The organism is Cellulomonas aerilata (genome assembly GCF_007991755.1).
Classification (GTDB): domain Bacteria; phylum Actinomycetota; class Actinomycetes; order Actinomycetales; family Cellulomonadaceae; genus Pengzhenrongella; species Pengzhenrongella aerilata.
Window position 1 is genome coordinate 51,468 of the sequence record NZ_BJYY01000018.1, and the last position, 12,557, is coordinate 64,024.

A 12,557-nucleotide genomic window follows, 5' to 3' on the forward strand; every position below is an offset into this window, starting at 1 on the left:
CGGCAGCCTGAGCGCTCCCTAGCGTGAGCGCGGTCCAGCCCACGCCGCCCCCAGGAGTCCCCATGCCCGTCCTCGCCCCCGCCGTCGTCGGCGGACCCCGGCTCGCCCAGGAGCGGCGCCTCGTCACCGAGCTCCCCGGTCCGCGCTCCCGCGAGCTCGCCGAGCGCCTGCGAGGCGCGGTCGCCCGTGGCGTGAGCACGACGATGCCGGTCTTCGCCGCGGCCGCCGGCGGAGGCGTCGTCGTCGACGTGGACGGCAACTCCCTCATCGACCTCGGCTCGGGCATCGCGGTGACCACGGTGGGCACCAGCGACCCGGCGGTCGTGGACGCGGTCACCACGCAGGCCGCCGCCTTCACGCACACCTGCTTCATGGTGACGCCGTACGAGGGCTACGTCGCGGTCGCCGAGCGGCTCAACGCGCTCACCCCGGGCGACCACGACAAGCGCACGGCACTGTTCAACTCCGGTGCCGAGGCGGTGGAGAACGCGGTGAAGATCGCCCGTGCGTACACCGGCCGCAGCGCCGTCGTCGCCTTCGACCACGGCTACCACGGCCGCACCAACCTCACGCTGGCGCTCACGGCCAAGAACCAGCCGTACAAGTCCGGCTTCGGGCCGTTCGCGCCCGAGGTCTACCGCGCCCCGCTGTCCTACCCCTACCGGGACGGGCTCGACGGCGCCGCCGCGGCCGCCCGCGCGATCTCCACCATCGAGAAGCAGGTGGGCGCCGAGAACCTCGCGGCGCTGGTGATCGAGCCCATCCAGGGCGAGGGCGGTTTCATCGTCCCGGCCCCCGGCTTCCTCCCGGCCCTGGTCGAGTGGTGCCGTGCCCACGACGTGGTCCTCGTCGCCGACGAGGTGCAGACCGGCATCGCCCGCACCGGCGCGGTGTACGCCAGCGAGCACTTCGGCATCGTCCCCGACCTGGTGGTCAGCGCGAAGGGGCTGGCCGGCGGCCTCCCGCTGTCGGCCGTCACCGGACGGGCGGAGATCATGGACGCCGCGCACGCCGGCGGTCTGGGCGGCACCTACGGCGGCAACCCCGTGGCCTGCGCGGCCGCGCTGGCCGTGCTGGACGCCGTCGTCGCGGACGGCCTGGTCGACCGGGCGCGCCGGATCGAGGAGCTCATGCTCGGCCGGCTGCACGCGCTGCAGTCCCGGGACGCCCGCATCGGCGACGTCCGGGGCCGCGGCGCGATGATCGCGGTCGAGCTGGTCGGACCCGTCGTCGGGGAGCCGGACGCCGCGCTGGCCAAGGCGGTGGCGGCCGCGGCCCACGCCGCCGGGGTCATCGTCCTGACCTGCGGGACCTACGGCAACGTGCTGCGCTTCCTGCCGCCGCTGGCGATCCCGGACGCGCTGCTGCTCGAGGCGCTCGACGTGCTGGACGCGGCCTTCGAGGCGACCCGGTGACCGCCGTCCTCGAGCCGACGAGCACGGCTGCGACGCCGCTGGACGACGCGCGCGCCCAGCTCGCGCAGGCCGCCGACGTGCTGGGCCTGCCCGACGGCCTGCACCGGATGCTCGCCACGGCGCGCCGCGAGGTGACGGTCTCCATCCCGCTGCGTCGCGACGACGGCGCCCAGGACCTGTTCGTCGGTCACCGGGTCCAGCACAACTTCTCGCGCGGGCCGGCCAAGGGCGGGCTGCGGTACAGCCCCGACGTGGACCTCGACGAGGTGCGCGCGCTGGCGATGTGGATGACCTGGAAGTGCGCCCTGCTGGACGTGCCCTACGGCGGCGCGAAGGGCGGGGTCCGGATCGACCCGCGTGCCTACTCCGCCGCCGAGCTCGAGCGGGTGACCCGCCGCTTCACCTCCGAGATCCTCCCGCTGATCGGCCCGGAGCGGGACATCCCCGCACCGGACATCGGCACCGACGAGCAGACCATGGCGTGGATGATGGACACGTACTCCGTGGCCAGCGGTCACACGGTGCTCGGCGTCGTGACCGGCAAGCCGATCGCGCTCGGTGGCTCCCTCGGCCGGGCGAGCTCGACCTCGCGGGGCGTGGTGGACGTGGCCCTCGCCGCACTGCCCGAACGGGGCCTGCGCCCGGACCGCTCCAGCGCGGCCGTGCAGGGTTTCGGCAAGGTGGGCCGCGGCGCCGCCCGGTTCCTCGCCGAGGCGGGCCTGAGCGTCGTGGCGGTCTCCGACCAGTACGGCGCCGTCGTGGCGTCCGCCGGCCTCGACATCCGCGCGCTCGAGGAGCACGTGGACGCGACCGGCTCGGTCGTCGGCTTCGCCGGCGGCGACGAGCTCCCGCCCGCGGACCTGCTCGAGCTCGAGGTCGACGTCCTGGTCCCGGCGGCCGTGGAAGGGGTTCTCACCGCGGCGAACGCGCCGCGGGTCCGTGCGCGCATCGTCGTGGAGGGGGCCAACGGCCCCACGACGCCCGAGGCCGACCGGCTCCTCGCCGCCGACGACGTCCTCGTGGTCCCCGACATCCTCGCCAACGCGGGCGGCGTGGTCGTCTCCTACTTCGAGTGGGTGCAGGCCAACCAGGCGTACTGGTGGACCGCCGCCCAGGTCGAGGCCCGGCTCAAGGACCGCATGATCGGCGCGTGGGAGTCGGTGCGCGACTACGCCACCCGCACCCGGCTGTCCCTGCGGACCGCCGCCACCGCCATGGCCGTCGAACGGGTCGCGTCCGCGCATGCCCAGCGCGGCCTCTACCCGTGACCCCTCACCCCCGCACCGCCACCCGGCGACCCGAGACCACCCACGTGGAGCGACGATGACCACCACCACCCTGTCCCCCGCCCCCGCCGACCTCCGCCGCTACGTCGACGCCCTGGCCCCCCGGCACGGCGTCTGGATCGACGGGCAGGGGGGCCCCGCCCGGTCGGGTGCCACGTTCGCGGTCCTCGACCCGGCCACCGGCGAGGAGATCACCGCGGTGTCCGACGGTGACGCCGGGGACGCCGTCGCGGCCGTGGACGCCGCGGAGCGCGCCCAGGCGGCATGGGCCGCCACCGCTCCCCGCGAGCGGTCCGAGGTGCTGCGCCGCGCGTTCGCGCTGATGGTGGCGGCCACCCAGGAGCTCGCCGGGCTGATGTCCTGGGAGAACGGCAAGCCGCTGGCCGACTCGCGCGCCGAGGTGGCCTACGCGGCGGAGTTCTTCCGCTGGTTCGCCGAGGAGGCCGTGCGCACCGAGGGCGAGTTCGGCCCGTCGCCCGCCGGCGGGACCCGGACGGTCGTCACCCACCGCCCCGTCGGGATCGCCGCGCTCGTCACGCCGTGGAACTTCCCGGCCGCCATGGCGACCCGCAAGATCGCGCCCGCGCTGGCGGCCGGCTGCGCCGTCGTCCTCAAGCCCGCCGCCGAGACGCCGCTCACCGCGCTCGCGGTGGCCCGCATCCTCGCCGAGGCCGGCGTGCCCGACGGCGTCGTCAACGTCGTGCCGACGACCGACCCGGCCGGGGTCGTGACCGCGTGGCTCCAGGACCCGCGCGTCCGCAAGCTCTCGTTCACCGGGTCCACCCCCGTGGGCCGGCGCCTCCTGGCGCAGGCGGCCGAGCGGGTGGTCAACGCCTCGATGGAGCTGGGCGGGAACGCCCCCTTCGTCGTCGCCGCCGACGCCGACGTGGAGGCGGCGGTGGCCGGCGCCCTGGTCGCCAAGCTGCGCAACGGCGGCCAGGCGTGCACCGCGGCCAACCGCTTCTACGTGCACGAGGACGTCGTCGAGAGGTTCACGGACCGGCTCGGGACCGCGGTCGCAACGCTCACCGTCGGCCCGGCGTTCGCCGAGGGGACGCAGATCGGCCCGGTCATCAACGCCAAGGCGCTGCGCGGCATCACCGAGCTTGTCGACCGTGCCCTGGCGGCCGGCGCCCGCGTCAGCCACCGGTCCGCGCTGCCCGACGGGCTGACCGGCTGGTTCTACCCACCGACCGTCCTGCGGGACGTCCCGGCCGACGCGGAGATCCTGCGCACGGAGATCTTCGGCCCGGTCGCGCCCGTCACGACCTGGCGGGACACCGAAGAGCTGCTCGCCGCCGTCAACGACACCGAGCTCGGGCTGGCCGCCTATGTCTGGTCGACCGACCTCAGGTGGGCGCTGCAGACTGCGGAGCGGATCGAGGCCGGCATGGTCGGCGTCAACCGCGGCGTCGTCTCGGACCCGGCGACCCCGTTCGGCGGCGTGAAGCAGTCCGGGCTGGGCCGGGAAGGTGCCCGGGAGGGGATCCGTGAGTTCCAGGAGACCCAGTACCTCAGCATCGACTGGAGCTGAGCGCGGGACCCGCCCACCGCCGCCGCGAGCACCACCGACCCGAGAGACCGAGCACCATGCACCGAGCAACCGACGCCCCGACCGCCCTGTCCACCGTGATGCCCGCCGAGTGGGCCCCGCACGAGCGGACCTGGATGGCGTTCCCCCCGGCCAACCAGACGTTCGGAGCCGCCGGCAGCCGCACCCTGGGACGCGCCCGCGCGGCCTGGGCGGGCGTGGCCGGCACCGTCGCACGTCACGAGCCGGTGACCGTGGTCGCCGACCCGGCCGACGTCGCCGACGCCCGCGCCGCGCTCGGCGACGGCATCACGGTGGTCGCCGCACAGCTGGACGACGCCTGGCTGCGCGACTCGGGCCCGACCTTCACTCAGGGTCCGGACGGCGCCCTGGTGGCCGTGGACTGGGTCTTCAACGGCTGGGGGGCCCAGTCGTGGGCGGCCTGGGACCACGACCGGCACCTGGGCCGGTACGTCGCCGACCAGGTCGGCGCCCCGGTCGTGACCAGCAGCCTCGTCAACGAAGGAGGCGGGTTCCACGTCGACGGCGAGGGCACCGTCCTGCTCACCGACACCGTCCAGCTCGACCCGGCGCGCAACCCCGGTGCGACCCGGCTCGACGTCGAGGCCGAGATCCACGCCCGGCTGGGCACCCGGCACGCGATCTGGCTGCCACGGGGGCTGACCCGGGACTACGACGAGTTCGGCACCCGCGGCCACGTCGACATCGTGGCTGCCTTCGCCGGCCCCGGCACCGTGCTGGTGCACCAGCAGGACGACCCGCGGCACCCCGACCACGACGTGAGCCGGCTCATCCGCGGCGTCCTGGAGGACGCCGTGGACGCCCGGGGGCGCAGGCTTCGCGTGGTCGGGGTCCCGGCACCCACCGTCCTGGACGACGGCGACGGGTTCGTCGACTGGTCCTACATCAACCACTACGTCGCCAACGGCGTCGTCGTGCTGTGCGCCTTCGACGACCCCCACGACGCCGTCGCCGCGCGGATCCTCGGCGAGTGCTACCCCGGACGGACGATCGAGCTCGTCGACGCCCGGGACGTCTTCGCCTTCGGGGGCGGCATCCACTGCATCACCCAGCAGCAGCCGGCGCCCGCCCGGCCACCACGGCCCACGATGGCGGAGGGCGGCCGATGAGCACCGTCGACGTCGTCGAGGCCGGGATCGCCGAGCTGCGTGCCGCCCTGAGGTCCGGTCAGGTGACGAGCGAGGGGCTCGTCACCGCGTACCTGGAGCGGGTCGCCGCCTACGACTCCGGCGGCATCCGCCTCAACGCGGTCGTGGTCCTGAACCCCGACGCCCTCGCGGAGGCCCGCGCCTCCGACGCCCGCCGCGCCCGGGACGCCGTCCTCGGCCCCCTGGACGGCATCCCGTACACCGCGAAGGACAGCTACCAGGTGCGCGGGCTCACCGTCGCGGCCGGCTCCCCCGCCTTCGAGCACCTCGTCGCGCAGCGCGACGCCTTCACCATCGAGCGCCTGCGCGCCGCCGGTGCCGTCCTGATCGGGCTGACCAACATGCCGCCGATGGCGAACGGCGGCATGCAGCGCGGCGTGTACGGCCGGGCGGAGAGCCCGTACAACGGCGACTACCTCACGGCGGCGTTCGGGTCGGGATCCTCCAACGGCTCGGGCAGCGCCACCGCGGCGAGCCTCGCGGCCTTCGGGCTGGGCGAGGAGACGTGGTCGTCCGGACGGGCCCCCGCGTCCAACAACGCGCTGTGCGCCTACACCCCCTCGCGCGGGGTCATCTCGGTGCGCGGCAACTGGCCGCTGGTGCCGACGATGGACGTCGTCGTGCCGCACACCCGCACCATGGACGACCTGCTCGAGGTGCTCGACGTCGTCGTCGCCGACGACACCGAGACCCGCGGCGACTTCTGGCGGGTGCAGCCGTGGGTGTCCGTGCCCGCCGCGTCCAGCGTGCGCCCGGCGTCGTACCGGGCGCTGGGGGTCACCGATGCCCGCGCCGCCGGCGTCGTCCTGCGCGGCGCTCGCCTGGGGGTGCCCCGCATGTACGTCAACGCCGACCCCGACGCCGGCACCGGGGACCACCCGGGTATCGGCGGGCCGACCGGGCACCGCATCGAGACCCGCGCCTCCGTCATGGACCTCTGGCGGAGGGCGCGCCGGGACCTGGAGCAGGCCGGTGCCGAGGTCGTCGAGGTCGACTTCCCCGTGGTGACGAACTACGAGGGCGACCGCCCCGGAGCGCCCACGCTCGCGACCCGCGGCCTCGTCAGCCCGCAGTACCTCGAGCGGGAGCTGTGGGACCTGTCGATGTGGGCCTGGGACGACTTCCTCGCCGCCAACGGCGACCCCGGCCTGCACCGACTCGCCGACGTCGACGGCGCCCGGATCTTCCCGCACCCGGTCGGCGCCCTGCCCGACCGCTACGGCGAGCTCGACTTCGACATCGGTCAGTACGCCGTGCGGGCCCGCCAGGACGGCGTCCCCGCGCTGCTGGACATCCCGCACCTCGACGCCGGCGTCCGGGGGCTGGAGGAGACGCGGCGCGTCGACCTCGAGCAGTGGATGGACGACCTGGGGCTCGACGCGGTCGTCTTCCCGGCGGTCGCCGACGTCGGCCCGGCGGACGCCGACGTCGACGAGGCGTCCGCCGCGTCGGCATGGCGCAACGGCGTCTGGGTCGCGAACGGCAACCTGGTGCCCCGGCACCTCGGCATCCCGACCGTCACCGTGCCGATGGGGACCATGGCCGACACCGGGATGCCGGTGGGGCTGACCATCGCGGGCCGCGCCTACGACGACTCCCGGCTGCTGCACCTGGGCAGCGCCTTCGAGGCCACGGGTCGGCGCCGGACCGTCCCACCGCGTACCCCGCCACTGACGCGGTGATCGTGTCAGGCTGACCGGACACCGAGAGGCCCGCCCCGCCCCACCGGTGCGGGAGCCTGACCTGCGAAGACAGTGTCGGGCGGCCAGGATCTGAACCTGCGACCCCTTGCCCCCGAGATCGGCGCGGTCTCTGAGCAGTGGCTCGGGACGACGGCAGCCCCGGTGACGCCCCAGCAGCACGAACACCGCAGCGATCCCCCGCCGAAGGGCAACACGGTCAGCGCGATCGTGGCCCCCACGAGCAGGATCACGACGGGCGTTCGGTACAGGCCGCTGTGCAGGAACCTGCCGATCAGGGCAGTGCCGAGCAGACCGGCCGCCCGGACCGCGAGCAGGACGAGTGAGACCGTGCCGCGTCGGCCCGCGGCACCGTCTCGAGGGACGGGCGGACGTAGGCGAAGGAGAGGAAGTGACCCATGACGAACAGGCCGCAGACGGCCATGCCCAGGGCGATGGCCCGCCGCTACAGCGCCGAGGACACCGCGAGGACGCTGCCCGGTCCGGTCGAGCCCGCGGGGGCGGACGAGGAGTCGGTGCTGCAGCAGACGATCGGGTGGTCGACCGGCTGCCGCAGCAGCGGCCGGACGGGTCAGAAGTCGAAGTCGGCGATGTTCTCTGCGTCGAACACGAACGGCTCGCCGAGCACCACGACGCCGTCGGCCTCGACGGTGAACTCCCCGAGCCTGCCGGCCTCGAAGGTGTCGCCTTCCTCGCCGGTGATGTCGCCGTTGATCAAGGCGGCGGTGGCGAAGGTGGCGAGGTAGCCCAGGTCGCCCGGGTTCCACAGCGCGAATGCCTCGACGGTCCCGTCCTCGACGTACGGCCGCATCTGGTTAGGGGTGCCGAGCCCGGTGAGGGCGACCTGGCCCTTCGACTCGGAGTCCTGGAGGTAGCGCGCGGCAGCGGCGATCCCGACCGTGGTCGGGGAGATGATGCCCTTGAGATCGGGGTGGTTCTGCAGCAGCGCCTCGGTCTGATCGAACGACTTCTGGTCCTCGTCGTCGCCGTAGACGATGTCGACGAGCTCGATACCGGCGTAGTCCGCGTTCGACTCGAGCTCGGCCTCCATCATCTCGATCCAGGCGTTCTGGTTCGTCGCGTTCGCGCTCGCCGAGAGGATCGCGATCTCCCCGGCCCCGCCGATCTGCTCGGCGATGAGCTCGAGCTGCTTGGCGGCGATCCCTTCCGGCGTGGCCTGGTTGACGAACAGGTCCCGGCACTCGGGGCTGGTGTCGGAGTCGAACGTGACGACCTTCGTGCCGGCGCCCTGCGCCTCCTCGATCGCATCGCAGATGGCGGTCGGATCGTTCGCCGAGACGATGAGCCCGCCCACCCCCTGCTGTGCCGCGGTGTTGATGTACTGCACCTGGGCGTCCGGGCTCGCCGTCTCCGGACCGACCTCCTCGATGGCGGCGCCGAGCTCCTCGGCGGCCTCCTCCGCACCGGCTGTGCTGGTGTCGAAGTACGGGTTGCCGAGGTTCTTGGGGAGCATGGTGAGGCTGAGCTCGCCGCCGCCCTCGCCACCCTCGCCACCGGTGGCGGCGTCGGTCTCGGCGTCGCCGCCACCGCAGGCCGTGAGAGACAGGACGGCCGTGAGTGTGAACGCCACGAGTGCCGTCGTGCGCTTGGACTGAAGCTTCATCGTTGTGCCTTTCGGGTGATTGGTCAGACGCCGGCTCGTGCGGCGGGTCGTGTCGAGGTGGAGCCAGGGTCCGTCGAAGCTCGGGAGGCCTGGCGGGGAAGCCGGCGCGAGAGCCAGGCCAGCAGGCCGCCCGAGACGACGGAGGCGATCAGGAGGAGGCCGATGATGATGTTGGTGACGTTGACGGTGACGCCCTCGAGGCGCAGGGCGCTGGCGATGACGCCGATGAGCACGACGCCGGACAGGACGCCGTGGAGCCGGCCGCGTCCACCGAAGATCGACACGCCGCCGAGCAGCACGGCTGCGATCACCTGGAGCTCGAGCCCGGTGGCGTTGTCACCGCGTGCGCTGCCGAAACGCAGCGTGAAGTAGATGCCTGCGAAGGCGGACACCACCCCGGAGAGCGTGAGAAGGACGAACTTGGTGCGTGCGACGTCGACGCCGGTGAAGTGGGCGGCCTCGCTGTTGAGCCCGATGTCGTACACGCCGCGGCCGAACGTCGAGAAGTGCAGCAGCAGGGAGAAGGCCACGGCGAGCAGGGCGAAGGGGATCATGACGAGCGGGATGCTGGTCTCGCCGATGGTGCCGGTGGCCAGGTCCGTCCACCGCTCGGTGAACTCGGTGACGGCGGTGGTCCCGAGCAGCCCGACGGCGACCCCGCGGAACAGGGCCAGTGTGCCGATCGTCACCGCGAGCGAGGGCAGCCCGACGTAGGCGATGAGGAACCCGTTGAGCATCCCGCACACCGCTCCGACGACCAGGGCGACCAGGCCCGCGAGCGGGACAGGCATGCCGCCCTGGTGCAGCACCCCCAGGACCACGCTGCTCAGGCCGACGATGCTGGCCACGGAGAGATCGATCTCGCCGGTGACGATGATCAAGGTCATCGGTAGGGCGATGAGCAGGATGGGGGCGATGTCCTGCAGGAGGAACTTCAGAGTCAGCGGTCCGTCGAAGTTCTGCACGTTGACCAGCGAGTAGGCGATGACGGCGAGGGTCAGGGCGATGACCGCCGCCTCCCGTGTCATCAGCAGCCGCTTCCACAGCGGCTGTGAGTACTCCGCGTAGACACGCCCGGTGGTGCTCATGTGAGGTCCCTCGCTTCGACGAGCTTGCGTGCCTGGCGGGCAGCCATGACGCGGTCGAGCACGATGGCGCCCAGGATCAGCACGCCCCACACCGCCCGCTGCCAGAAGTCCTCGATCCCCAGGCTCGGCAGGGCCCGGTTGATCGTGACCAGGAGGAACGCGCCGATGGCAGCTCCCCAGACGGTCCCGCTGCCGCCGAAGATCGCGACGCCGCCGATGACCACCGCGGCGACTGCCTGCAGCTCGAAGCCGACGCCGACCGCCGAGCTGACCGTGCCGTAGCGGGCGGTGTAGAGGACGCCGGCGAGCCCGGCAAGAGCGCCGCTGAGCGCGAACGCGGACAGGATCCGGCGGTTGACATCCAGGCCGTACAGCACCGCGGCGCCAGGGTCCGAGCCGATCGCGTACAGCTCCCGCCCGCCGCGGGTGGTGTACAGGTAGTAGCCGACCACGGTCAGCACGACGAGAGCGACGAGCGTGAGCACGGGGATCGAGAAGATCGACCGGGTGCCGAGGGCGAGGAACCCGTTCGGCAGGTCGCCGGCGTTGATCCGGTCGCTGCCCGCCCAGGTCAGCATCACTCCTCGGTAGATGTACAGCGTGCCGAGCGTGATGACGAGTGACGGAACCTTCCCGTACGCCACGAGGGCGCCGTTGACCAGGCCGAGGACGGATCCAGCGAGGATGCCGGCGGCGAAGACGGCGACGAGTGGCAGCCCGGGCACATCGAGGAAGAGGCGACCGGTCAGGTAGGCGGTCAGCGCCATGACGGAGCCGACGGACAGGTCGACGTTGCGGGTGATGACGACCACCGCCTGGCCCACCGCGAGGAGCAGCAGGATGGAGGGGTTGAGGAGGAAGTTCCGCCATCCGTCGCTGCTGAAGATGAAGCCACTGCTGCGGGCAGTGGCGACCACCACCACAGCGACCAGCACGAGGAAGATGGACAGCTCGCGGGAGCGGACCACGGTGTTCAGGTGGCGGCGTCCTGCCGACAGTCGGCTGGGCTCGACGAGCAGGGCTTGGGAGGTCGTCACCTCCGTGCCGTCGGTGTGATGCAGCGTGGGCTGGGTCATCGGACTGCCTCTGTGCGGGTGGGCGACGGCTGGTGGTGGGTCGCGGCGAGCATGACGGCCTCCGGGGTGGCGTCGTCGCGGTCGAGGTCCGCGGTGATCCGGCCCTCGGAGATGACGAGCACCCGGTCGGCCATGCCCAGGACCTCGGGGAGCTCGGAGGAGATCATGAGGATCGCCAGGCCGCGTCCGGCGAGCTCGGACAGCAGGCGGTGCACTTCTGACTTGGTGCCGACGTCGATTCCACGGGTGGGCTCGTCGATGATGAGCACCTTCGGGTCGGTCGCCAGCCACTTGGCGATGACGACCTTCTGCTGATTGCCGCCGCTCATCGTGGCGGCTGTCATGTCCAGGGCGTTGGTCTTGACCTCCAGCCGCGACGCCCACGGGGCGGCGGCCCGGTTCTCGGTCCGGGCGGTCAGGAGCCCGGTCCTCGCCAGGGCGGACCGGATCACGCCGCCGACATTGCGGGCGACCGAAGCGTCGATGACGAGCCCCTGCTTGCGGCGGTCCTCCGGGATCAAGGCCATCCCGGCCCGGATGGCGGCGCGGGGTTTGCCCCCGGGCACCGCGGTCCCGTTCACGTGGACCGTGCCGGAGTGGTAACGGTCCACGCCGAACACCGCGCGGGCGACCTCGCTGCGCCCCGCGCCCACCAGACCCGCCAGGCCCACGATCTCTCCGGCCCGGACGGTGAACGACACGTCGTCGAAGACACCGACTGACGTCAGGCCCTGCACCTCGAGAACCGGTGCCCCGATCGCAGCGGGGGTCTTGGGGAACAGCTCGGCGACGTCGCGCCCCACCATGGCCGCCACCATCTCGTCGACCGTCGTCTCGGCGGTGGCATGGGTCGAGATGTACTCGCCATCGCGCATGACGGTCACCGTGTCGCAGAGGGCGAACACCTCGTCGAAGCGGTGGGAGATGAAGACCAGCGCCCGTCCCTCGTCGCGCAGGCTGCGTGCGACGGCGAACAGCCGCTCCACCTCGATGCCGCTGAGCGCCGCCGTCGGTTCGTCCATGATCAGCAGGCTCGCGTCGAGCGATATGGCCTTGGCGATCTCGATGATCTGCTGGTCGGCGATCGACAGCCCCTCCGCCGGCCGACGCGGGTCGATGTGGACCCCGAGCCGGGCGAAGAGCCGCTCAGCCTCCGCGTACATCGCGGCCCGGTCGATCCGGCGACCGGCGCCGAGCGGCTGGCGGCCCATGAAGATGTTCTCGGTGACCGACAGGTCGGGGAAGAGCGTCGGCTCCTGGTAGATCACCGCCACGCCCTGGGCCTTGGACTCCGCCGTCGACCCGAAGTCGACCGACCGGCCCTGGAGCAGGAACTCGCCCGCGTCCCGGCGGTGGACTCCGGCGACGACCTTCACCAGGGTCGACTTGCCCGCGCCGTTCTCGCCGACCAGCGCGTGGATCGACCTCGGATGCACGACGAGCGTCCCGGAGCGGAGCGCGACGACGGGTCCGAAGGCCTTGCGGACGTCGCGCAGCTCCAAGGTGGGTGGCACCGCGCCCTCGGGGTGCTCTGTCATGACCTCTCCCCAGTGAAAGGTTTCAATTGATGCCGAACGGTAGGTCCGACTCGCGCCGATCGTCAAGTGTGTGCAACGTGTCGCCTGCACGATCGTCTTCGGCGCGACG

At 72.7% G+C, this 12,557-nt stretch carries 9 protein-coding genes; 5 read left to right on the forward strand and 4 right to left on the reverse strand.

The window, feature by feature from the left end; genetic code table 11:
- The first annotated feature begins 62 nt into the window (after nucleotides 1-62).
- From gabT to CAE01nite_RS14350, 5 genes are read left to right on the forward strand one after another with little or no spacing between them, the layout of a single operon-like run.
- A complete protein-coding gene (gene gabT, locus CAE01nite_RS14330) occupies nucleotides 63-1,415 on the forward strand; it encodes a 4-aminobutyrate--2-oxoglutarate transaminase (RefSeq protein WP_146905950.1) in 1,353 nt (450 codons plus the stop codon).
- Nucleotides 1,412-2,683, forward strand: coding sequence for a Glu/Leu/Phe/Val family dehydrogenase (locus CAE01nite_RS14335; protein WP_246131225.1), 1,272 nt, complete (start codon nucleotides 1,412-1,414; stop codon nucleotides 2,681-2,683). Before gabT ends, CAE01nite_RS14335 begins: the two co-directional genes overlap by 4 nt.
- A 55-nt stretch (nucleotides 2,684-2,738) precedes the next feature.
- Nucleotides 2,739-4,235 (forward strand): NAD-dependent succinate-semialdehyde dehydrogenase, encoded by a 1,497-nt coding sequence (locus tag CAE01nite_RS14340; protein WP_146905952.1) that lies wholly within the window; start codon nucleotides 2,739-2,741, stop codon nucleotides 4,233-4,235.
- A gap of 56 nt (nucleotides 4,236-4,291) precedes the next feature.
- Nucleotides 4,292-5,383 carry an agmatine deiminase family protein gene (locus CAE01nite_RS14345; RefSeq protein WP_246131226.1) on the forward strand — a complete coding sequence of 364 codons (1,092 nt, stop codon included), beginning with the start codon at nucleotides 4,292-4,294 and terminating at the stop codon, nucleotides 5,381-5,383.
- Nucleotides 5,380-7,104, forward strand: a complete 1,725-nt coding sequence (locus CAE01nite_RS14350) for an amidase (RefSeq protein WP_146905954.1) — start codon at nucleotides 5,380-5,382, stop codon at nucleotides 7,102-7,104. Before CAE01nite_RS14345 ends, CAE01nite_RS14350 begins: the two co-directional genes overlap by 4 nt.
- Nucleotides 7,105-7,693: 589 nt before the next feature.
- On the opposite strand, the gene rhaS is transcribed toward CAE01nite_RS14350, so the two are convergent.
- The 4 genes from rhaS to CAE01nite_RS14370 are packed head-to-tail and all read right to left on the reverse strand — an operon-like array spanning nucleotide 7,694 to nucleotide 12,448.
- The gene (gene rhaS / locus CAE01nite_RS14355) at nucleotides 7,694-8,746 is read right to left on the reverse strand and encodes a rhamnose ABC transporter substrate-binding protein (protein ID WP_146905956.1); all 1,053 of its coding nucleotides are present in this window, start codon (nucleotides 8,744-8,746) and stop codon (nucleotides 7,694-7,696) included.
- Nucleotides 8,747-8,769: 23 nt separating this feature from the next.
- Nucleotides 8,770-9,834, reverse strand: a complete 1,065-nt coding sequence (locus CAE01nite_RS14360) for an ABC transporter permease (protein WP_146905958.1) — start codon at nucleotides 9,832-9,834, stop codon at nucleotides 8,770-8,772.
- Nucleotides 9,831-10,910 (reverse strand): ABC transporter permease, encoded by a 1,080-nt coding sequence (locus CAE01nite_RS14365; RefSeq protein ID WP_146905960.1) that lies wholly within the window; start codon nucleotides 10,908-10,910, stop codon nucleotides 9,831-9,833. The genes CAE01nite_RS14360 and CAE01nite_RS14365 overlap by 4 nt, the downstream gene beginning before the upstream one ends.
- A complete protein-coding gene (locus CAE01nite_RS14370) occupies nucleotides 10,907-12,448 on the reverse strand; it encodes a sugar ABC transporter ATP-binding protein (RefSeq protein ID WP_146905962.1) in 1,542 nt (513 codons plus the stop codon). The genes CAE01nite_RS14365 and CAE01nite_RS14370 overlap by 4 nt, the downstream gene beginning before the upstream one ends.
- Between the last annotated feature and the right edge of the window lie 109 nt (nucleotides 12,449-12,557).